Source organism: uncultured Thiodictyon sp. (assembly GCF_903828115.1).
Classification (GTDB): domain Bacteria; phylum Pseudomonadota; class Gammaproteobacteria; order Chromatiales; family Chromatiaceae; genus Thiodictyon.
On the sequence record NZ_CAIKKU010000905.1, the window covers coordinates 1 to 21,357 of the forward strand.

The window sequence follows — 21,357 nt, forward strand, 5'->3', positions numbered from 1 at the left end:
AACGACGACGACAACGACAACGACAACGACAGCGTACCCGGGATCTCGGGCACCACCTCAGTTCTGATCGCACCCGGTGCCGCGCCGACCTGCTGGACGCGCGGCCGTTTCTGCTACGATAGGACTCCTGTCACATTCGGAAAACAGTGCCGGACTCGTGAAACTGATTGGGGTCGGACCTTGCGAATGTCCGGGTGCCGCGGGGTCCCGCCCCTGGTCGGTGCCGCGTCGGCGCGTCCCGCCGCGGTGGCCGTGGCACCTGCTGCTGCTCGGGCTGCTGCTGGGGGCGGGCGAGGCCGCGGCCCTGCGCCTCGAGGTGCGCGTCACGGGCCTGGCCGGGGCCCAGCAGGCGAACGTGCTGGCCCTGCTCTCCATCTATCAGGAGCGCAATGACCCGGGCCTGACCGAGCCCCGTCTGTTGGCCCTGCACCGCCTGGCCGCCGATCAGATCCGCGAGGCCCTGACCCCCTTCGGCCTCTACCGGGTGCAGGTCAAGGACAGCCTGACGGCGCCCGCCGGGCGCGACGGGGCCTGGGTCGCCGACTACCGGGTCGACCCCGGTCTGCCGGTCAGGATCACCGCGATCAACTACCGGGTGACCGGCCCCGGGGCGGAGAACCCGGCCTTCCCCAAGGAGTTCCCCATGAAGGTGGGGGACGTGCTGCTGCACAGCCGCTATGAGCAGGCGAAGGCCGACCTGCGCTTCGCCGCCTCCTCCCAGGGCTATCTGGACTACCAACTGGTGCAGCACCAGGTCCTGGTCGATCCCGTGCGCGACACCGCGGTGGTGGACTTCGTGCTTGAGACCGGGCCGCTGTATTTCTTCGGCCAGGTCACCTTCACCCAGGATCTCTTGGCAGACGCCCTGCTGCGGCGCTTCCTGCGCTTCAAGCCGGGGGACGTCTTCAACCCGGACAAGCTGGTGGGCCTGCAAGCGCGCCTGCTCGGCTCCGAGTATTACAGCCAGGTGGAGATCCTGCCCCACAAGGACCTCACGGGTCAGAGCCTGGTGGTGCCCATCGAGGTTATCGCGACGCGCAACAAGGCCAATAAGTTTCGGGTCGGCGCGGGTTTTGCCACCGATGTCGGCCCGCGCGTCAGCCTGGACTGGCGGCGCCGCTACATCACCCGCTGGGGCGACAATTTCCGCACCTTTCTGACCCTGTCCCAGGGCTTCTCACGCTTTAATTTCGACTATCGTATCCCGATCCGCGACCCCCTGCGGGACTATCTGCGCATCAATCCCGATCTCAGCTATTACGATACCACCACCCGGTCGGGCTGGATCGCCCTGATCCATTTCGGTCACTCCATCGTGACCCCGGGCGGCTGGCGGCAGGATCTGGGTATCGATTACCGCTATGAGGACTACCGGATCAATGACGTCGAGCAGGATGCGGTCAATGAGCTGGTCCCGATCGCCTCCTGGTCCAAGACGGTCTCGGACGACCCGATCTACACCAACAAGGGGTATCGCATCAAATTCAGCGTGTTGGGGACGGTGGGGGGGCTGGTGTCGCCGACCTCCTACCTGACCGGTGCCATCGATTTCAAATGGATCAAGCGCCTGACGCGCAATTACCGCTTCCTCACCCGCGCCGATCTGGGCGCCACCTGGGCCGGCAACGTGAACGACCTGCCGGCCAGCCGGCGTTTTTACGCGGGCGGCGACAGCTCCATCCGCGGCTGGGGCTACGACGCCCTGGGTCCCAGCGACCCGATCAACGACGAGACCATCGGCGGGCGCTTCCTGGCCGTGGGCAGCCTGGAACTGGAGCGTAAGGTCATCGGCAACTGGAGCGCGGCCGTCTTTACCGACTTCGGCAATGCCTTCGACCCGGACTATGAACTGCAATACAATCAGAGTGTCGGCTTGGGCGTGCGTTATCGCACCCCCATCGGCCAGGTCCGCCTGGACCTGGCCTTCGCCCTGACCAAGGACGAGGGCCCCAGCACCTGGGGCCTGCCGCCGGCGCGGCTGCATTTTGTGATCGGGCCGGATTTGTGACGATGCACATCAATGACCTCAAGGCCTTCGCCGGACTGGACCCGGACCTGCGGCGCGCCCTCCTGGCCCAGGTCCGGGACCTCTGGACCCACGGTTCCACGGCCCTCGAGGGCAATACGCTGACGCTCGGTGAGACCAAGTTCGTCATTGAAGAGGGTCTCACGGTCTCGGGCAAGCCGCTCAAGGACCACCAGGAGGTGATGGGTCATGCGCGTGCGATCTGGGACGGCAATGGACGCATGGCGCGGCTGCTCGCCAGTGTGCCGATCCTGCGTTCCGGCCATCTGCCCCTGGTCATCGATGTGAAGGACCGCAAGCGCTATATCGACAGCATCGCCGAGTATCAGCTCGCCGCCGGGCCCCTGCGCCCGCCGGGCGGCGTCTGGCCCAGGCCTGAGTTGGAAGCACCGTTCCGGGATTTCTGCCGAGACGCTTATGCGGCGACCCGCGCGTTGGTCGCTCAGGCGCAGGTCCAGCAGGCGCAGAGGATGCGGTGATGCGGCGGGCGCTTCCTGGCCGTGGGCAGCCTGGAACCGGAGCCTAAGGTCATCGGCAACTGGAGCGCGGCCCTCTTCACCGACTTCAGAGGGTTGCAGGGACCTGACCGGCGCCGCCGCCCCGGTTATACTCAAGCCGCCGACATCCATTGCATTTTTTGACGAATCCGAGGTGATCCGGCATGTTGAGCACGTTGCGGGCAACGCTTTCGCCATCCGGTACCCTGTCGTTCGATGACGTGCATGTCGCGACCGCACTGGTTGGCGGTGCGGACGAACTGATCACGGGTGAAAACTGGAACAAGCCGATGCTGAAGGTGCGGGAATTGCGCGTGCTCTCCTTGCAGCCGCGTCCCATGACGTGATCGCCATTCCCGCCGACTTGCTCAGTGGGTGCAGCGGCCGCGGGTCGCGGAGCGCACCCATGGCCGCTGAGGAGCCGCCGTTCCTCGAGCCCTTCCTCGCCTCGCTCGCGACCCACGGCATCCGGGTCGGGGTCGCCGACTACCGGCGCATCGCCACCGCCCTTCAGGCACGTCAGGACTGGACCCTCGCGGGCCTGCGTGACCTGCTCACCGCGCTCCTGGCGCGGGACCGGGAGCAGGCCTTGGCGCTGCCGCGGTGCTTCGACCGTTTCTTCGCGCATCGGCCGCCGCCCGCCGGGGAGGCGTTGGACCTCGATCTACTCCTGAACGAGTTGCGCGCGCTGGTCGCGGCCCCCCCGAACCCGGCGCCCGCCCGGCCCGTGCCGCCAGTAGCGCCGACCCCGAAGCCCAAGGACCCCAACCGCTTCCCGCGACCGCTGGCGGTGCTGCTGGGCCTGATCGCACTGGCTGGCGTCCTGTGGATCGTCGTCTTGCTCCAGCCGGCACCGCCTTCGGTCCCCGTGTCCATCCCGGTTCCGCCGCTGGAGGAACCGGTGACGCCCGTGCCCGTGGACACACCCAAGCCATCCGCAGCGCCGCCGCCGTCCCAGCCCGAGCCCGCGCCCGCGCCCCTCCCCACGGCCAGGTTCCACCACCCGGAGGTGACCCTGACCCGAGTCCCCTTCGTGCCCGACCAGGCCTGGCACGCCCCCGCGGCCACGGCCGCCGCCGCCCTGCTCACCCTGTTGTTCTACGGCGTCTGGGTCTGGCGCCGGGTGCGCATCCCGCGCATTGTGAAACCGGCCGAAGACCCCAAGAAACCGCGCATCTTCTCCATCGCCGAGGTCGGCGGCGCACCGGCCCCGCGCTTCGACGCCGAGACCCTGGACGCGGTGGCCGACGCCCTGGGTCATACCCTGGGTCCGGGCCCCGGCGGGCGCCTCGCGGTCGCCGCCACGGTGCGCGCGACCCTGGCCCGCCACGGCATCCCGCACCTGGTCTTCGCGCGGCGCCGCCGACCGCGCGGCGCCGCCGACCGCGCGGCGTCCTGCTGCTGCTGGACGAGTATACGCAGGCCGTCCACTGGAACCCGGTGGCCGAGGAGTTGGCCGCCGGCCTGGGGCTGCGCGGCGTCGCCTGCACCCTCGGCCGCTTCCGCGGCGACCCGGAGCGCTTCACCACCCCCGAGGGTCGGGCGCACCACCTGGAGGACTGGGAGGACCGCCGCACCAGCCACCTGCTGCTGATCGTCAGCGACGCGCGCGGGCTCGACCCGGCCCGGCGCCGGCTGGTCCTGGAGCGCCTGCGCCACTGGCCCCTGCTCGCCTGGCTGGACCCGCGCGAGCCCCGCGCCTGGGACGCCTTCACCCAGGTCCGGGCCGCCGCCGACATCCCGCTGTACCCGGCGACCCCGCGCGGGGTGCTGGGGGCAGTCCTGGCCCTGGTCGGCGAGCAGGGCGCCGGGGCGTTTGCGGAACCGGACCAGGGGCCGCGGGTGCGTGCCGGGCTGCCGAGCCCGCCGCGCCGTGCCGAGTTGGGCCTCGACGCGCCCGGCCTCGCCGCCTACCTGGAGCAGCGCCTGGGCGACGCACTCCCCTGGGCCCAGTCCTGCGCCCTGGTGCAGCCGATCCCGCCGGGCCTGGCCGAGCGGCTGCGTGAGCGGTTCTTTCCCGACCTGCCCGCGGCGGCCATCGAGCGGCTCCATAAGCTGCCCGGCACCGGCCGCTCGGTGGCCGGGCTGCACTTCGCGCTGGAGGTCCAGGGCGCGCTGCGCCAGGGGTTCGCGGCACGCTGGGACCCGGCGCGGCGCCGGGCGGTCATCGACTTCCTGCTCGCGCAGATCGACCGCGCGCGCCCGGACGCGGACCCGGACAGCCTGCGCCTCCTCGCCTGGGAACTGGCCCGGGAACGCCTGGCCCTCGAGGGCGAGCCGGAGAATCCCGCCCACGCCCGGCGCCTGGCGGAACTGGCCGAATCCAGCCTGGGCGACGGGCTGCGCGACGCGCTCGTGCCCTTCGGCGAGCGCCTGCTGCCGCTCCTGGGCCAGCCCAGCGACCCCCGCGCCCGCGCCTGGCTGTCCGGCATCGCCGGCGACCCGCTGGGGTTGGGGCGGGTGCGGCGCCAACCGCTGGGGCCAGAGCGCTGGGCGGTCGCCGGGTTCTTGGGCGCACTGGCGCTCGAGAACGGTGGACTGGGGTATCACCAATGGCGTTACCCGGCCGGTTCGGACCGGATCGCGCTCAACTGGCAGGTCCAGGGGGAGCCGCCGGGCAACCTCTACACCCTGATCGAGGAGCGACTGCCCGGGGAGCCCTGGCGCGAGCGAACCGCCGCGCCGGGTCTGCCGGTGGACATCGACGCCGCCCCCTGGGATCCGGAGCGCGAATACCGCCTGGCCCTGGTCGCCGGCGGCACCGTCCATCCGGTCGCGGCGCTGTCGGAGCCCACCGCGCGACTCACCGTGGCCCTCGGGTGGGGCGAGCGCCCCCGGCCCTGCCGGGAACCCACGGGCGCCCCGGGGCTGGAGCGCCGGGACTGTCCCGATGACATCGCGCAGGACGCGCCGCCGCGTGCCGGCTGGCGCCAACGGCTCGGCGGCCAGGCCCCGGAGGGGCGGGTGCTCAGCATCGCCCTGGCCGTGCAGGCGCCGGGCAGGCCGGACGCCGCCGACGCGCTGGGGTCCCGCCTGCTTGCCGGCGGCTCGGTGGACCGGGTCTATCGGCTGACCGCGGACCCGGGTGACCCGCGGGCCCTGGACGGCGCGCTGGGGCAAATCGCCGCGGACCTGGGGCCCGCGCTGGGTCACGCCCAACTGCTGGTCTACGGCGACGCCGCCATGCTCGACCGCGCGGGCCGCACGGCCCTGGGGCGCGCGACCGACGGCCTGGGCCTCCAGCGCCGGCTGATCCTGCCCGGCGCATCCGCCGCCTGGGACCTGGCCTATGCGCCCGTGTTGCGGCTGCTGGAGCCCGGCGAAACGGGGCCGGTGACCGAGTCGGAACTGCTCGGCGCCCTCGGCGCTGAGACGGCGGGGGGCGCGGGCGTGCCGGTGGTTCTGATCTGTCCCGGCCAGGCGCCAGCCGTTTTCCACGACACCCTCAAGGACGGCAGTCCGGGTCCCGCGATGGTTCGCCTGCGCGGGGGTACCTTCACGATGGGCTCACCGGCGGACGAGCCGGGACGGTTTGCCGGCGAGGGGCCACGCCATGAGGTGAGGCTGCAACCCTTCGCCATCGGCCGGACCGAGGTCACCTTTGCCGATTATGACCGCTTCGCCCAGGCCACCGGGCGCACGCAGCCGGCTAGTCGAGACAGGGGCCGCGGAGAGCGCCCGGTGATCGATGTGTCCTGGCAGGACGCGAACGCCTATGCCGTCTGGCTCGCCGAGCAGACCGGTAAACCCTATCGCCTGCCCAGCGAGGCCGAATGGGAATACGCCGCCCGTGCCGACACCCAGACCCCGTTCTGGACCGGCGCCTGTATCCATACCGACCAGGCCAACTATGACGGCAATGTCGATTACAACGACTGTGGGGCCAAGACCGGCGTGAACCGCGAGGAGACCGTCCCCGTCGGCAGCCTCCCGGCCAACCCCTGGGGCTTTATGAGGTTGCGGGCAATGTCTGGGAATGGGTACAGGACACTTGGCACGCCGACTACCAGGGCGCCCCCGACGATGGCAGCGCTTGGGAGGACGCCGAGGGCCGCGAGCGCGTGCTGCGTGGCGGCAGTTGGTTTGAAAGCGGCGGGTACTCCCGGTCGGCGCGCCGCGGCGGCATCGATCCCGGTATCCGCCTCGACTACCTCGGCTTCCGGCTGTCCCGAGGGTCTTCCCCGCCCGGCCGGGGGCGGATAGCGCGGAGCGCCATCCGGCAAGCAGGCAGGTGTGGCGGGGCCTGGCTGGAAAGGCCCCGGTCGGAGCCGGGGCGGTTTCCAGCCGGGCACCGCCGCCCCTCGCGAGCGGGCGGCCATGGCAGCAAGACTAGCGACCCCGGACGAAGCCGCTCCCAGTGCGTCGCTGCGCGACGTTCACGGTAACACCTCGGGCGGCGGCCGCCGGTGCGCCCCAACCGGAGGTCGAGGCTTCAGCCGGATGCGGCCGATCGCCGCGGCTCATAGTTGCGCCAGGTGTTCCACCGGCGCCTCGCACCGGGTCCCCCGGCAGCGATAGGCGCGCGGACCCGCGCCCGGCTTCATGTGCGCGAGCGTCCCGGGGAGGTCGGTCGCGGCATTGGGGATGGCCAACACCAGCCGCCGCGGCTGGTAGCCCTGCTGCGCGGCGGCCTGCCAGTCTTCCAGCAGGTCCGTGTCGGCGCGGATGATGAGGGTCTCGGGTGGGTTCAGGTGTTCGTCCAGGGCGAACAGCAGGGTGCCGTGGGCCGCGGGGAGGCGGTGGATGAACTCGGCCGCGAGCTTCAGCGTCCCCGCGGCGGCGTCCAGGTACCGGGGTTCTCCGAGCAGATGGCCCAGGCGCTGCAAGGCCCAGGCGGCGACGCCGTTGCCTGACGGCATGGACTCGTCCCCCAGGGGCTTCGGGCGCGTGATCAGGGGCTCGTGGTCGCGGCCGGTGAACCAGAAGCCGCCCGCGTCCGGGTCGTGGAACTGCGCGAGCAGGACCTCGGCCAATTCGATCGCGAACCCCAGGTCGGCGGCCGACCACCGGGTCTGGAGCAGTTCCAGCAGGGCGTCGAGCAGGTTGGCGTAGTCGTCCAGGTAGGCCTTGAGCTGGGCGCGGCCGTCCTTGCAGGTGGCGAGCAGGCGCCCGTTCCGCCACAGGGTGCGGCGGATGAAGTCCAGGGCCGCCTGCGCCGACTCCAGGTAGTCCGTCCGCCCCAGGACCCGGGCCGCGCGGGCCATGCCCTTGATGGCGAGCGCATTCCAGGCGGTCAGGACCTTGTCGTCCAGGCCCGGGCGCACGCGCTGCTCGCGCTCGGCCAGGAGGGTGGCGCGCGCCGCGCCCAGCAGGGACTCGACCTGTGCCAAGGGCAGCCCTTGGGTCTGCGCGACCTGTGCGGGGGTTTGGTACTGGTGCAGGTGCCACTGTCCCTCGAAATTGGCCGGGCGGTCGAGGCCGTAGACGGCGGCAAAGGGGGCGTATTCGGTCGGCGTCAGCAGGGCGCGCACGCGCTCGCGGTCCCAGCAATAGAAGCGGCCCTCGTGGCCCTCGCTGTCGGCGTCCAGGCTGGACCAATAGCCGCCCTGCGGGGACTGCATCTCGCGCAGGAGCCAGTCCGCGGTGGCGAGCGCCGCGTCGCGAAACAGCGGGTCGGCGGTGATCTGCCAGGCGTCGCAGCACAGGGCGAGCAGGGGGCCGTTGTCGTAGAGCATCTTCTCGAAGTGGGGGATCATCCAGAGGTCATCGACCGCATAGCGGCAGAAGCCCCCGTCGAGCTGGTCGTTGAGCCCGCCGCGGATCATGCGCCCCAGGGTGAAGGTCGCCATCCGGAGTGCCGACTCGGCGGGCGCGTCGCCGGCCGCCCAGCGGCGCAGCAGGAATTCCAGATTGGTGGCATGGGGAAACTTGGGCGCCCCGCCGAACCCGCCCTGTTCGGTATCGAAACTGTCGGTGAGTTGGTTCAGGGCGGCGTCCAGCACCCTGGCCGCGGGGACCCGCCCGGACGGTGTCGGTGCCAGTCCGGCCAGGGCCGTCATCAGTTCGTCGCCCTGGGCGTTGATCGCCTCACGGCTGTCCCGGTAGGCGCGCTCCACCCCTTGCAGGAGCTGGGTGAAGGCCGGCAGGCCATGGCGCGGCTCGCGCGGGAAGTAGGTCCCGGCGAAGAAGGGGCGCTGGTCGTGCGGGTTGAGGAAGACCGTGAGCGGCCAGCCGCCGGAGCGCCGGGCCATGAGTTGATGGGCGGTCTGGTAGACCCGGTCGAGATCGGGGCGCTCCTCCCGGTCCACCTTGATGTTGACGAAGAGCCGGTTCATCAGGGCCGCCGTGGCCGGGTCCTCGAAGGACTCGTGCGCCATGACATGGCACCAGTGACAGGCGGAGTAGCCGATGGAGAGCAGGATGGGCCGGTCCTGGGTGCGCGCCAGGTCCAGGGCCTCTGCGCACCAGGGCCACCAGTCCACCGGGTTGTGGGCATGTTGTTGCAGGTAGGGACTGGCGGTCGCGGCGAGTCGGTTGGCGGGGCCGGATGGGTGGGGGCTGGTCATGGGCGGGGTCCGCGGCGGGGGCAAAACAAGAAAATGGGTCCCACGGGCGGCCCTTTCTACGCCGCCGGGCACCGCCCCCGGCGGGCGGGCCGGGTCCGCGCCAGACCTCCAAATAACTCTATTAGCCGAACCTGATAGACAACCTATCCGAAAATCAGGGATGGACCAGCCGCCGATTGCGCGCTAGTCTCTACCCCGCCGCGCGCCTCCCGGACGCGGCCGGGCCCCCGCGGGGCCCGGCGCCGGGAGCACGGAAGACCGATCGCAAGGCTCAACCCAACCCTTTTGACGGCCCTCGACGAGGAGGGGACATGACCCTGCTGCAAACCCGGCCCGCCCTGCCCAGTGACGACAAGCGCTGGAAGCTCGTCAACGCGACCATGCGCCGCACCGGCTACGCCGATCATTCGCTGATCGAGGCGCTGCACAGCGTGCAAGAATCCTTCGGGTTCCTGGACGAGACCGCCATGCGCTTCGTGGCCGGCTCCCTGGACCTGCCCCTGTCGAAGGTGTACGGGGTCGCGACCTTCTATCACCTGTTCCAGCTCAAGCCCAAGGGCCGCCACGCCTGCGTGGTCTGCACCGGTACCGCCTGCTACATCAAGGGCGCCGGGGCCCTGCTGGGCGCGATCGAGGAGCGCTTCGGCGTCAAGCCGGGCGAGACCACGGAGGATGACCTGCTCTCGGTCCTCACCGCCCGCTGCGTCGGTGCCTGCGGCCTGGCCTCGGCCGCGGTCGTGGACGGTCAACTGCTGGGCAAGCTGACCCCGGAGAAATTGATGGAGCGCATCGAACTGGAGACCGCCAAGTGAATATCGACGACATCGACGAGCTGGCCCAGAAACACCGCAACAAGTTCGCCGGCATCGACACCGAGGTGCGCGTCTGCATGGCCACGAGTTGTCAGTCCTCCGGCGCCCCCCCGGTGTTCGAGGCGCTGACCGAGGCCCACAAGGCGCACGGCCCCGGCACCTGCCGCGTCAAGGGCGTCGGCTGCATGGGCCTGTGCTCGGCCGGACCCATGGTGTCGGTCGCCCGCACGGACGATCCACCGGAGCTCGAGGTGCTCTACCGCGAGGTGACACCCGACGACGCCGCGGACATCGTCGCGAGCGTGGGCGGTACCCCGGTGGAGCGCATCCGCTTCCCGACCGATGCCCCCTTCTTTACCCGGCAGCAGCGCATCGTGCGCGAGAACACCGGCATCATCGACCCGGAGAGTTTCACCGGCTATGTCGCGGTCGGCGGCTACCGCTCCATGGTGCAGGCCCTGACCGAGATGACCCCGGGCGCGGTGGTCGCCGAGGTCACCACCAGCGGACTGCGCGGGCGCGGCGGCGGCGGCTACCCTACGGGGCTCAAGTGGTCGACCATCGCCAAGATGCCGGCCGGCCAGAAATATGTCATCTGCAACGCCGACGAGGGTGACCCGGGCGCCTTCATGGACCGCGCCATCCTGGAGTCAGACCCCCATCGGGTGCTCGAGGGCATGGCCATCGCCGCCTATGCCATCGGTGCGAACAAGGGTTACGTCTATCTGCGCGCCGAGTATCCGCTCGCGGTCGAGCGGGTCGAGACCGCCATCCGCAAGGCCAAGCGCGCGGGCTTCCTGGGCAACCACATCTGCGAGACCCAGTTCAATTTCGATGTCGAGATCCGGCTTGGCGCCGGGGCCTTCGTCTGCGGGGAGGAGACCGCGCTGATGGCCTCGATCATGGGCAATCGCGGCCAGCCCCGGCCGCGTCCGCCCTATCCGGCCGAATCGGGACTCTGGGGCTGCCCCACCCTGATCAATAACGTGGAGACCTTTGCCAACATCACCCCCATCATCCGCAACGGCGGGGAGTGGTACGCGGGCATCGGCACCGAGCGTTCCAAGGGCACCAAGGTCTTCGCGCTCGCCGGCGCCATCACCAATATCGGGTTGATCGAGGTGCCGATGGGGATCACGCTGCGCGAGATCATCGAGGAGATCGGCGGCGGCATCCCCAACGGCAAGGCCTTCAAGGCGGTGCAGACCGGCGGCCCCTCCGGCGGTTGTATCCCGGCGGAGCACCTGGACATCCCGGTTGACTACGACAGCTTGAAGACGCTCGGCACCATCATGGGCTCGGGCGGCATGATCGTCATGGACGAAACCTCGGACATGGTGGACGTGGCCCGGTACTTCATGGAGTTCTGCATGACCGAGTCGTGCGGCAAGTGCGTCCCCTGCCGCACCGGCACCCAGCAGATGCACGGACTTCTGGACACCATCGCCAAGGGGCAGGGCACGCACAAGGATTTGGCCCTGCTGGAAGAACTGTGCGAGGTGGTGCAGGCTACCAGCCTCTGCGGCCTGGGTCAGACGGCGCCCAATCCGGTCCTGAGCACGCTGCGGTTTTTCCGCGACGAGTATGAGCAGAAGCTGACGGCCGAATGAGGTCGATGAAACCGGTATTTGTCCGCAAGTAGCAAGCCCCGAAGGGGCGTAACATACCAGCCCAGGGCAACGCCCTGGGTCGGTCGTGGTGTGTGGCTAGCCCTGAAAGGGCGTGACATGATGCCTGGCGGAGACGGTGATGGCGGACAAAGTTGAAAACCTGATTCTCGAACATCTTCGCGCGTTGCGCGGGGGGCAGGATCGTATCGAGCATGAACTGCGCGAGGTTAAATTGCGACTGGGCAGCCTTGAGTCCGCGGTCGTCGGCACAAAACGCGATACCGTCCACGCGCAGGAGGACGTTGCTCGACAACAGGTCAGCATCGATTGGCTCAAGGAGCGCCTGGACCGCATCGAGCGGCGACTGGATCTGCGCGAAGAGGCATAAGCGGTGTCGAATCTGCAGCATGATCGCGACTTCTACGCCTGGGCGAACGACAGCGCCGCGCACCTGCGCGCGGGACGCTGGGCGGAGGTGGATGTGGATCAGATCGCCGAGGAACTGGAGGACATGGGCAAACAGCAAAAACATGCCCTGGCCGGACACCTCAAGATTCTGCTGCTCCATCTGCTGAAGTGGCGCTATCAGCCGGCTTTGCGCGGTGTCAGTTGGCGTTTGTCCATCAACAATGCCCGGGACGAAATCGCCGAATTACTGGAGGACAGCCCGAGCCTTGCAACCAAGTTGCCCGAGCTCGCGGCGCGGCGTTACCCGGCAGCGCGCAATCGCGCGAGCCTGGAGACCGGTTTGCCGCTGGAGACCTTCCCGGCGCAGTGCCCTTTTGCTATCGAGCAGTTGTTGGATTTTGTCTACCTGAGTGATTGAACACGGCCATGTGATGAAATGTACAGTTTATTTCAAATCGCTTCGCGTGCGGCCGGACCGCGCCCTCATCAAGACCGAGTGGATTGAGCAGACAGTGAATAACCCGATCCGAGAAGTGGTCCAGCAGGACGGGCGCATCCGCCGCTGGGCGCGGATTGATGAGGCGGGCGGTCGCATCCTGCGCGTCGTCCTGTTAGCCGATGGCGAAACCGTCCACAATGCCTTCTTTGATCGAGGCTTCAGACCATGAAGATCCGTTATTTTCAGGACACGGATACACTCTACATCGAACTGCGCGGGACTCCGATTGCGGAGACCCGGGACCTGGACGAAGACACCATCATCGAATTGGACAAGGCAGGTGGCCTCTGTGCCATCACCATCGAGCATGCCAGCGAGCGGGCGGAAATTCCGACCTTCTCTTATGAACAGATCGCGGCCTAAGACAACACCGGAGCCCACATGCCCCCACCCGCAAACCCAGCCAGTGTCCGCGTCGTTACGCTGAACATCGACGGCAAGGACTACTCCGCCCGCGCGGATGAGACCATCATCGAGGTCTGCCGGGAGAACAAGATCCCGATCCCGAGCCTGTGCTACCTGGACGGACTGAGCATCTGGTCCGGCTGCCGCCTGTGCCTGGTGGAGATGGCCGGTCAGTCGCGCCTGTTCGCCGCCTGTTCGACCCAGGTGGCGGAGGGCATGACGGTCTCCACCAACACGGAGCGCCTGCAACGCTACCGCCGCACCATCGTGGAACTGCTCTTCGCCGAGCGCAGTCACGTCTGCTCGGTGTGCGTCTCCAACGGCCACTGCGAGTTGCAGTTCATGGCCCAGAAGTGCGGGGTGGACCATGTGCGCGTCCCCTACCGCCAGGCGCGCAATCAGGTGGACAGTTCCCACGAGGCCTTCCGGCTCGACCACAACCGCTGCATCCTGTGCACGCGGTGCGTGCGGGTCTGCGACGAGATCGAGGGCGCCCATACCTGGGACGTCATGGGCCGCGGCAGCGACTGCCACGTCATCACCGACCTGGCCCGCCCCTGGGGCGAGAGCGACACCTGCACCGGCTGCGGCAAGTGTGTGCAGGTCTGCCCCACCGGCGCCCTGGTGAAACAGGGAACCTCGGCCGGGGAGATGGTCAAAGACAAACACTTCCTGCCCATTCTCGCCCGCCGGAGGCACGCCCAATGAGCGACCCTAAGATCACGGTAGCCACCGCCTGGCTCGACGGTTGCTCCGGCTGCCACATGTCCTTCCTCGATATGGACGAACGCCTGGTGGACCTGGCGCAGAAGCTGGACATCGTCTACAGCCCGCTGGTCGACACCAAGGTGTTGCCGGAGCAGGTGGACGTGGGCATCCTGGAGGGGTCCATCAGCTCCGAGGGCGATCTGCATCACGCCAAAGAATTCCGCAAGCACTGCAAGTTGCTGATCAGCCTGGGAGACTGTGCTATCACCGGAAATGTCCCGGCGATGCGCAACCCGTTCAAACTCGAGGCCGTGCTGAACCGGGCCTACCTGGAGACCGCCGACGTCCAGCCCCAGATCCCAACCGTCGGTGTGCCGGCCCTGCTTCGGCAGGTGCGCCCCATCCACGGGGTCGTGGAGGTCGATGTCTTCATCCCCGGCTGCCCGCCCCACGCGGATGCGATCTTCTATGTGCTGAACGAGTTGATCGAGGGACGCACGCCGGACCCGAGCAAGGTGACGCGCTTCGGGGCCTGATCAGGGAGCGGCGGCGTGGCCGTAGACGGCCGCCGCGCCCAACCACCAAAACCATCGGGGATGGCCCAATGACCGACCAGACCGCCCAAGACGATACCGGCCTCATCGTCACGCTGCTGGAGCGTTTGCGCAAACAGCGTCTTCCCCGCGTCCTGGACCTCAAGGCAAAGGTGGATGCGGGCGGCACCCTGGACAGCTTCGACTTCGACTTCCTCCACGAGGTCTTCGCCGACGCCAACAGGCTCAAGCCCCTGTGGGAGCGCCACCCGGAGTTCGATGGCATCGCCGGCCAATTGATCCGTATCTACCGTGAGATTACCGAGCGGGCCCTCGCCAATGAGACCGGCGCCAATGAAACCGGCGCCACACCGACCTGACCCGCTTGAATGCGCTCCGCGCCGACCCGCCGGACCGTTCCACTGACCTATCAAAGGGGACTGCACCCATGAGCCGCACCGTCACCATCGAACCGGTTACCCGCATCGAGGGGCATGCCCGTATCACCCTGCAACTCGGCGACCAGGGCGAGGTGCAGGACGCCCGCTTCCACCTTACCCAGTTCCGCGGCTTCGAGAAGTTCTGCGAAGGCCGCCCCTACCGCGAGATGCCGGCGCTGACCGCCCGCACCTGCGGCATCTGTCCGGTGAGCCATGTCCTGGCCTCCAACAAGGCGTGCGACTACCTGCTCTCGGTCACGATCCCCCCGACCGCCGAGAAGCTGCGCCGCATCATCAACCTGGCCCAGATCACCCAGTCGCACGCCCTGTCCTTCTTCCACCTGTCCTCCCCCGACCTGCTCCTGGGGTGGGACTCGGACCCGGCCACCCGCAACATCTTCGGCGTCATGCGCCAGGACCCGGCCCTGGCCCGCGACGGTATCAGGCTGCGCCAGATCGGCCAGACCATCATCGAGACCCTGGGCGGCAAGAAGATCCACCCGACCTGGGTGGTCCCGGGCGGCGTCAGTGAGGCACTGACCCCGGAGAAGCGCGAGGCCATGCTCAAGATGCTGCCCGAGGGCCTGGAGATCGCCAAGCGGACCTATGCCTTCTTCAAGACCCTGGTACCCAAGTTCAAGGACGAGGCGACCAATTTCGGCACCCAGGACACCATGTTCCTGAGCCTGGTCTCCCCGGAAGGCAACCTGGAACACTACGACGGCTTCCTGCGCATCAAGGACGCCCAGGGCCACATCGTCGAGGACATGGTGCCCACCTGGGAGTACGAGCGCCTGGTCGGCGAGGCGGTGGAGGACTTCAGCTACATGAAGTTCCCCTACTACAAGCCCATCGGCTATCCGCAGGGGATCTATCGGGTCGGCCCCCTGGCGCGGCTCAATAACGCCAACTCCTGCGGCACCCCCTATGCCGACGTGGCCCTGGCCGAATTCCACATGCTCCAGGAGTCCGGCCCGATCGCCAGCAGCTTCCACTACCACTATGCGCGGCTGGTGGAGATCATCTATGCACTCGAGATGATGGAGCGCCTGCTCAAGGACCCGGACATCCTGGACACCCGCGTCCGTGCCCGTGCCCGCAGCAACCGTGACGAGGGCATCGGCGTGTCCGAGGCGCCGCGCGGTACCCTGATGCACCACTACAAGATCGACGACGACGGGCTCGTCACCTGGGTCAACCTGATCATCGCCACCGGCCACAACAACCTGGCCATGAACGCGGCGATCCGCCAGGTCGCCGATGCCTATGTCGACGGCAACAACCTGCAGGAAGGCATGTTGAATCGGGTCGAGGCGGTGATCCGCTGTTATGACCCCTGCCTGTCCTGCGCCTCCCATGCCTTCGGTGAAATGCCGCTCCTGATCGAACTCAAGGATGCCAAGGGCCGGGTGGTGGATCGGTTGAGTCGGGGCTAATCCCGCACCGACCGTCGTCCCGGCCGGGAAGCCGGGACCCAGGCCATGGACGGTAACCCGGCGCCACGCGATGACCCTGGCGCAGCGAGGCGCAGCTCCCATGGCGTCCATGGCGTCATGGCGGTTGACCCGCCTTAGTAACGAGTCAAGAACAAGTTAAACACAAACGTTGTCGTTGTCGTCGTCGTAATCGTAATCGGAGAAGCGATGCAATTTGGCGTGCGAGAGAATCCGGGGCGCTACGATAATCTCGATTACGACAACGACAACGACAACGACAACGACACGCTATGACCAACCCCAAGACCCTGATCATCGGCTACGGCAGCCCCATCCGCGGCGACGACGCCATCGGCCCCCTGGCCGCCGACGCACTGGATGCCGGCCCCCTGCCCGCGGGGGTCACCGTCATCTCCCGCCACATCCTCACCGCCGAACTCACGGAAGACATCGCCGCCGCCGACCGGGTGATCTTCCTCGACGCCACCGTGGAGGGCGAGCCGGGCGAGGTCCGGGTCCGTCGCCTGGAACCCGATGCCACCGCACTCTCCAGCATGGCGCATTTTCTCGACCCGCGGGAACTGCTCGCCTGGGTCCAGACCCTCTATCAGCGCGAGCCCGCCGCCTATCTGATCTCCGCCGCCGGGCAGTCGTTCGACTATGCCAACTATGCCTTGAGCCCCACCGCCGCCACCGCCCTCGATCCCATGATCGCTCGGGTTCGCGCCCTCATCGCCGAGCCGCTGCCCACGTAGGGTCCGCTGCGCGGACCGCCGCCCTCGACACCACCCTTACCGGCCTGATTGCCTTGAGATACTCCACGGCTCACGCGATCAGAGCCGTACACAAGTGCCGCCGCAGGAAGGGGCGGCGTACAATTCCTGCTCAACGCCCGCACAGCCAACAGCCCAGCCCCCGGAGCAGTGCCAGAATGCGCAAAGAAGAACTCTCAGACCGCATCACCAGCAACCCGGCTCAATGTGGCGGGCGCCCCTGCATCCGCGGGATGCGTATCCGGGTAACGGACATCCTCGAGATGCTCGCCGATGGCGTGAGCACCACGGAAATTCTCGCCGATTTTCCCGACCTGGAGCCCCAAGACATTCGCGCCAGCCTGCTATTCGCTGCACGCCGCACCGAAATCCCCCGGCTGGCCGCATGACGATCTGGCTCGACGCGCAACTGCCGCCGACACTGGCACCTTGGTTGACTGACAATCTTGGCGTTGACTGCCATGCGGTGCGCGATCCGGGATCAACCCGAATCCTAGTTGACCCCGGCCCTTTCTTCCGTCCGCCGAAATCTAGCTCAGTCTGACAAGAGCAAATCGCATGCCTCACATCGCCTTTTCAGGCACAAGTGACTTCAGGCCGTATTTACCAGACGCCCATCAGGTATCTTCAGGCTCATACGGATTCGAGCTTGCCGTTTACCTGTCGCAATCGCTTGCCGGCAAGCGCATATTTACAAGTTATCCATTTTGCCTAGCCGACCGTGTTAGAGGCGGCGGTGCGAACTGGTTTCTTGAATACAAGTACAGCAGTGATTTTCCACTTGCCCCAAGCGATAGATTATTTAAGAATATACATAGCGAGGCAAGATTTCTTATTGGCATATGCACGGAGTGCAATGATGAAGACGGCTATTCCGAGGAAACGTCGAAGGGTATTCTATGGCACATTGACATCGAAGACGACCACCCCCAAAGAGTGAGGGCAGCAGGCACCGACTACGCACCAGTGAAAGTAAGACTAGCGGAGATTATTATAGAGATACTAGATTCCAGAGGAATAAAAAGTGAGTGCTCCTGGATCTAGGCCGAACAAAGCGCGTCATCCGATGCCCACGCCCTCCTTCAAGACCCATATCAAGTTTACTGCTCAACGCAGTACAGTTTCCGCCCTATATCATCTATTAAATTCCCTTGAATCTACGCAAAAGAAAACCCCAAGCGACATATTGCCAGCCGCGATCCTTATGGCATTCTCAATTGAATCGTATATCAACAACATCGGCGCATCTCACATAGCGATTTGGGGTGAACTTGAGCGACTACCGTGGAAGAATAAGTTAGCAATCCTGCATAAGGAACGAAAAAGGAATCCAGAATGGCAACACTATCCACTACAGTTCGCCACTGAGATATTTCGACTACGCGATAGACTTGCACATGGCAAAGCAGAGCTTATAGAAGGGCCGTCATTTGCTAGCAGACAGGAAGCAATCGACTTCGCTCGGGATGGCGATGTCGAACCAAAGTGGATTTCTCAGATAGATGAAACTTGGTTACAAGAGGCAAGAAAGCGCTTTGATGAGCTTATGGAATATCTCTCGTTACTCTTCGGATCTTCGCCGACAAGCTACTTTCAAACGTCCACCGTTCATATAACCGGCCCGCACGCAGTTACGAACAAGCACGCGTAGGAGGAAATGCGATAGTGGCTTTGCCATTTACGCGTCCACGTTCCGGCGGATTAAACAAGAGGGGCAGACCATTCAACGCGGCCTGCCACCGATATTTCTGATAGTTGACAGCATGTTGTCGACACGAAATATGGGCAAGGACTCGCCGGGCCATCCTCCATCAGGGCCTGGATCGTAACTCCGGCCGCGCGCCCTCGCGGCAACCCGTCGCGGCTGGGGGGGCCGCTCCTACGCCGTAGGAGCAGTCCCCCGGCCGCGACGGATGCCACCCGCGAGGTAGGCGGAATAATGCTCAAGGCTTCCATCAGCAGCGCAATCGCACTTCGTCTGCTATGCTTATGCAGCCCGACGAGAACGCAACGCAGATCTCCATGAAAAGCATTGCGCTTCCCGCCCGCGGGAGCCAGCCACACGATCATCCCAGGTAATAGCGATACCATGCCATCCGCCACGCTCTCCAGTAAGTTCCAACTTGCCATCCCCAAGGTCATCCGCGACGAACTGGGTTTCCATGTGGGGCAGCGCTTCGCGCTCATCCCCAAGGGCCGGGGCATTGAACTGGTGCCGCTACCGTCTTTGGATGAGGCAAGAGGCCTGCTGAAAGGGGCTGATCCGACTGGTTATCGGGATCGCGAGGATCGGCATTGATGGCACTCCTGGTGGACACTTGCGGCTGGATCGAATGGCTCACAGACGACACGCTGGCGGAATCCTTCCAGCCCTACTTGGAGAACATCGATCGACTTGTGGTGCCCACTGCAATCCAGTTCGAGCTTTACAAATGGGTTTGTAGGGAACGCGATAGCGAACAGGCGCTACGGGTCATCGCCCTGACGGAACAAGGCCGGGTAATCCCACTGTCCCTCAGGCCGGACGGGGCATGCGCCCCGTCCGGAACGTTTTCGGCGCCGCGCTCGCTCTGAAACGTGGGAGCAAGAAAAGAAGGCGAGGGGGCCGCCGCTCACTCCTGGATACGGATCGGCGTGCCGTCGCGGACCAGGCGCCAGATCTCCTCGATCTCCTGGTCATTGACGGCGATGCAGCCGTTGGTCCAGTCCCGCCGCTGATACTCCGCCCGGACCACCGGCGACGTGACGTAGTTGGGTAACCCGTGCACCATGATGCTGCCGCCCGGGCTGACGCCCAGCGCCTTGGCCAGTTGCTGGTCCTGCGCGTTGGGGTAGGACACATGGATGGCCCGGTGGTAGTCACTGTTCGGCTTGCGCCAATCCAGGACATAGTCCCCGACCGGGGTGCGCTTGTCGCCCTCCTGCATCTTGTGGCCCGTCGGGTTTGCACCCAGCGCGACGCGGTATTCCTTGAGCACCTTGCCGTTCTTCAGCAATTGCAGCTTGCGCTGCGACTTCTTCACCAACACCCGGTCCGCGTAGGCGACCTTGGAGGTCGCCTGCTCACCCGCGCAGCCGCCCAGCGTCAGGGTGTAGACCACGGCAAGCGCGGCTGCGAGGCCAAGACCGATGCGGCCGGTCCTGCGCGGACCGGGGCGCGCGCGGTGCTGGGCTGAACGGCGGGCGGTGCGGATGCGATCGTCACACATGGGTCTGGTCCCCCAGATAGGCGGCAGGGTGGCGGAACTAGAAACTACACGGAGAATTCTAGGTAACGCGCTGAGAATAAACAACCTCGTTTCGTCGCTTTTCAGGACCCGGGCAGGACGCGCAGGAACAGGGTCTTGAGGTAGGCGGTCTCCGGGATCGCCGGATGGACCGGGTGGTCGGGCCCCTGCTGGCCGGTCTCCAGGAGCTGCAGGAAGCGTCCGGCGCGCCGCCCGGCCTGCTGCACGGTGCGCAGGAAGGCGTCGCGGTTCATGTGGAAGGAGCAGGAAGAGGTGACCAGGAGCCCGCCGGGGGCCAGCAGCTCGATGCCCAGCCGGTTGAGTCGGGCATAGGCCTGAACACCCTCCTTCTCGTCCTTGCGGCGCTTGATGAAGGCCGGGGGATCGAGGATTACGGTGTCGAACTCCCGACCCTCGTCGCGCAGGGCGCGCAGGACCTCGAAGGCGTCACCCTGGAGCGGGTGGACCCGCGCGGCGAAGCCATTACGCTGTGCGTTATCCGCCACGCGCTCCAGGGCGGCGTGCGAACTGTCCACACAGGTCACCTCATCGGCCCCCAGGGCGGCGGCGCGCAGCCCCCAGGCGCCGCTATAGCTGCAGACATCGAGTACCCGCTCGCCCACCCCGTAGCGGGCCAGGCGGGTGCGATTCTCCGCCTGGTCGAAGAACCAGCCGGTCTTCTGGCCGGTGATCGGGGCGACCACGAAATCGAGGTCGTGCTCGGTCAGGATCAGCGCGTCCCCGGGGTCGCCCAGGATGGTCTCCACCCCCTGGGCCAGGCCCTCCAGTTCACGCACTGAAGTGTCGTTGCGCAGCACGATGGCGCTGGGCTTGAGCACCTGCTCCAGGGCGGCCAGGACCTCCCCGCGCACCCGCTCCATACCCGCGGTGGTGAACTGGACCCCGAGCAGATCGCCGTAGCGGTCGACGACCAGTCCCGGCAGACCGTCGCTCTCCCCGAAGACCAGACGGTAGAAGGGACGCTGGTACAACCGCTCGCGCAACGCGAGCGCATCGTGGATGCGCGCGAGCCACAGGGCCGGGGTCAGGGGGCGGTTGCGCTCCCGGCTGACCAGGCGGGCGCAGATCAGCGAATGCGGGTTGACATAGCCGTGGCCGATCCAGCGCTCATGGTCGCTCAAGACCTCCACCGGCGCCCCCGGTGTCAGGTCCTTGAGCGGGGTCGCCTGGGTGTCCACCTCATTGCTGTAGACCCAGCAATGGCCGGCGAGCAGGCGGCGTTCCTGGTCTTTGCGCAGCAGCAGCGGCATGGGTTTCATGGGGGTGGTCCTGTGGTTCCGGGTAGGGGGCTTGCGCCAACCGGTAAGGATACCATCGACGGGCGCCGTTCCCGACCGGCAGACGGCAAGAGGGAGCGATCAGAACTGATGTGGTGACCGGGATCCCGGGTATGCTGTCGTTGTCGTTGTCGTTGTCGTTGTCGTAATCGAATAATCCGACCACGATTACGACAACG

Annotated in this window: 24 protein-coding genes and 1 pseudogene; 21 read left to right on the forward strand and 4 right to left on the reverse strand. The window is 66.7% G+C overall.

Going from position 1 to position 21,357, the window contains the following annotated elements; translation table 11 throughout:
- The first annotated feature begins 157 nt into the window (after nucleotides 1–157).
- From QZY48_RS34345 to QZY48_RS35250, 5 genes and pseudogenes are all read left to right on the forward strand, one after another.
- Nucleotides 158–2,008 (forward strand): BamA/TamA family outer membrane protein, encoded by a 1,851-nt coding sequence (locus QZY48_RS34345; protein WP_295439232.1) that lies wholly within the window; start codon nucleotides 158–160, stop codon nucleotides 2,006–2,008.
- Between the two features lie 2 nt (nucleotides 2,009–2,010).
- Nucleotides 2,011–2,505, forward strand: a complete 495-nt coding sequence (locus QZY48_RS34350) for a hypothetical protein (RefSeq protein ID WP_295439234.1) — start codon at nucleotides 2,011–2,013, stop codon at nucleotides 2,503–2,505.
- A gap of 182 nt (nucleotides 2,506–2,687) precedes the next feature.
- The gene (locus tag QZY48_RS34355) at nucleotides 2,688–2,870 is read left to right on the forward strand and encodes a hypothetical protein (RefSeq protein ID WP_295439236.1); all 183 of its coding nucleotides are present in this window, start codon (nucleotides 2,688–2,690) and stop codon (nucleotides 2,868–2,870) included.
- Nucleotides 2,871–2,929: 59 nt separating this feature from the next.
- Nucleotides 2,930–4,117, forward strand: coding sequence for a hypothetical protein (locus tag QZY48_RS35245; RefSeq protein WP_366929838.1), 1,188 nt, complete (start codon nucleotides 2,930–2,932; stop codon nucleotides 4,115–4,117).
- A gap of 1,907 nt (nucleotides 4,118–6,024) precedes the next feature.
- Nucleotides 6,025–6,908, forward strand: a pseudogene (locus QZY48_RS35250) (formylglycine-generating enzyme family protein).
- Between the two features lie 75 nt (nucleotides 6,909–6,983).
- Here the strand turns inward: QZY48_RS35250 and QZY48_RS34365 are convergent.
- Nucleotides 6,984–9,029 carry a thioredoxin domain-containing protein gene (locus QZY48_RS34365; protein ID WP_295439240.1) on the reverse strand — a complete coding sequence of 682 codons (2,046 nt, stop codon included), beginning with the start codon at nucleotides 9,027–9,029 and terminating at the stop codon, nucleotides 6,984–6,986.
- 311 nt (nucleotides 9,030–9,340) lie between these two features.
- Here QZY48_RS34365 and hoxE point away from each other — a divergent pair, with 311 nt between their 5' ends.
- The 16 genes from hoxE (at nucleotide 9,341) to QZY48_RS34445 (ending at nucleotide 19,227) form a co-directional block, all read left to right on the forward strand.
- Nucleotides 9,341–9,841 carry a bidirectional hydrogenase complex protein HoxE gene (gene hoxE, locus QZY48_RS34370; RefSeq protein WP_100918939.1) on the forward strand — a complete coding sequence of 167 codons (501 nt, stop codon included), beginning with the start codon at nucleotides 9,341–9,343 and terminating at the stop codon, nucleotides 9,839–9,841.
- Nucleotides 9,838–11,451, forward strand: a complete 1,614-nt coding sequence (gene nuoF, locus QZY48_RS34375; protein WP_295439241.1) for an NADH-quinone oxidoreductase subunit NuoF — start codon at nucleotides 9,838–9,840, stop codon at nucleotides 11,449–11,451. The genes hoxE and nuoF overlap by 4 nt, the downstream gene beginning before the upstream one ends.
- A 139-nt stretch (nucleotides 11,452–11,590) precedes the next feature.
- Entirely contained in the window at nucleotides 11,591–11,839 is a 249-nt protein-coding gene (locus tag QZY48_RS34380; RefSeq protein WP_295439243.1) for a hypothetical protein, read from the forward strand.
- A 3-nt stretch (nucleotides 11,840–11,842) separates the two neighbouring features.
- A complete protein-coding gene (locus QZY48_RS34385) occupies nucleotides 11,843–12,277 on the forward strand; it encodes a DUF29 domain-containing protein (RefSeq protein ID WP_295439245.1) in 435 nt (144 codons plus the stop codon).
- Nucleotides 12,270–12,527: a hypothetical protein gene (locus tag QZY48_RS34390; protein WP_366929839.1), complete on the forward strand. Its 258-nt coding sequence runs from the start codon at nucleotides 12,270–12,272 to the stop codon at nucleotides 12,525–12,527. The genes QZY48_RS34385 and QZY48_RS34390 overlap by 8 nt, the downstream gene beginning before the upstream one ends.
- Nucleotides 12,524–12,721, forward strand: coding sequence for a DUF2283 domain-containing protein (locus QZY48_RS34395; RefSeq protein ID WP_295439247.1), 198 nt, complete (start codon nucleotides 12,524–12,526; stop codon nucleotides 12,719–12,721). The genes QZY48_RS34390 and QZY48_RS34395 overlap by 4 nt, the downstream gene beginning before the upstream one ends.
- 18 nt (nucleotides 12,722–12,739) lie before the next feature.
- The gene (hoxU, locus tag QZY48_RS34400) at nucleotides 12,740–13,471 is read left to right on the forward strand and encodes a bidirectional hydrogenase complex protein HoxU (protein WP_295439249.1); all 732 of its coding nucleotides are present in this window, start codon (nucleotides 12,740–12,742) and stop codon (nucleotides 13,469–13,471) included.
- Entirely contained in the window at nucleotides 13,468–14,007 is a 540-nt protein-coding gene (locus QZY48_RS34405; protein ID WP_295439251.1) for an NADP oxidoreductase, read from the forward strand. Before hoxU ends, QZY48_RS34405 begins: the two co-directional genes overlap by 4 nt.
- 68 nt (nucleotides 14,008–14,075) lie before the next feature.
- Nucleotides 14,076–14,384, forward strand: coding sequence for a hypothetical protein (locus QZY48_RS34410; protein WP_295439252.1), 309 nt, complete (start codon nucleotides 14,076–14,078; stop codon nucleotides 14,382–14,384).
- Nucleotides 14,385–14,452: 68 nt separating this feature from the next.
- Complete coding sequence (locus tag QZY48_RS34415) at nucleotides 14,453–15,880, forward strand: Ni/Fe hydrogenase subunit alpha (protein WP_295439254.1); 1,428 nt, start codon at nucleotides 14,453–14,455, stop codon at nucleotides 15,878–15,880.
- A 290-nt stretch (nucleotides 15,881–16,170) separates the two neighbouring features.
- Nucleotides 16,171–16,635: a hydrogenase maturation protease gene (locus QZY48_RS34420; protein ID WP_295439255.1), complete on the forward strand. Its 465-nt coding sequence runs from the start codon at nucleotides 16,171–16,173 to the stop codon at nucleotides 16,633–16,635.
- A 176-nt stretch (nucleotides 16,636–16,811) separates the two neighbouring features.
- Nucleotides 16,812–17,042: a DUF433 domain-containing protein gene (locus tag QZY48_RS34425; RefSeq protein ID WP_295439257.1), complete on the forward strand. Its 231-nt coding sequence runs from the start codon at nucleotides 16,812–16,814 to the stop codon at nucleotides 17,040–17,042.
- 169 nt (nucleotides 17,043–17,211) lie between these two features.
- The gene (locus tag QZY48_RS34430) at nucleotides 17,212–17,697 is read left to right on the forward strand and encodes a hypothetical protein (RefSeq protein WP_295439259.1); all 486 of its coding nucleotides are present in this window, start codon (nucleotides 17,212–17,214) and stop codon (nucleotides 17,695–17,697) included.
- A 22-nt stretch (nucleotides 17,698–17,719) separates the two neighbouring features.
- Nucleotides 17,720–18,304: a hypothetical protein gene (locus QZY48_RS34435; protein ID WP_295439260.1), complete on the forward strand. Its 585-nt coding sequence runs from the start codon at nucleotides 17,720–17,722 to the stop codon at nucleotides 18,302–18,304.
- 438 nt (nucleotides 18,305–18,742) lie between these two features.
- On the forward strand, nucleotides 18,743–18,952 hold the full coding sequence (locus QZY48_RS34440) for an AbrB/MazE/SpoVT family DNA-binding domain-containing protein (RefSeq protein ID WP_295439262.1): 210 nt from the start codon (nucleotides 18,743–18,745) through the stop codon (nucleotides 18,950–18,952).
- Entirely contained in the window at nucleotides 18,952–19,227 is a 276-nt protein-coding gene (locus tag QZY48_RS34445; protein ID WP_295439263.1) for a type II toxin-antitoxin system VapC family toxin, read from the forward strand. Before QZY48_RS34440 ends, QZY48_RS34445 begins: the two co-directional genes overlap by 1 nt.
- Before the next feature lie 38 nt (nucleotides 19,228–19,265).
- Here the strand turns inward: QZY48_RS34445 and QZY48_RS34450 are convergent, their stop codons facing one another.
- The 3 genes from QZY48_RS34450 to QZY48_RS34460 all read right to left on the reverse strand — a co-directional run.
- Nucleotides 19,266–19,862: a L,D-transpeptidase family protein gene (locus QZY48_RS34450; protein WP_295439265.1), complete on the reverse strand. Its 597-nt coding sequence runs from the start codon at nucleotides 19,860–19,862 to the stop codon at nucleotides 19,266–19,268.
- Nucleotides 19,863–19,963: 101 nt separating this feature from the next.
- Nucleotides 19,964–21,160, reverse strand: a complete 1,197-nt coding sequence (locus QZY48_RS34455) for a class I SAM-dependent rRNA methyltransferase (protein WP_295439267.1) — start codon at nucleotides 21,158–21,160, stop codon at nucleotides 19,964–19,966.
- Nucleotides 21,081–21,357 (reverse strand): hypothetical protein (locus QZY48_RS34460; protein ID WP_295439269.1); only part of this gene is annotated, 277 nt, incomplete at its 5' end. The genes QZY48_RS34455 and QZY48_RS34460, both read right to left, overlap by 80 nt.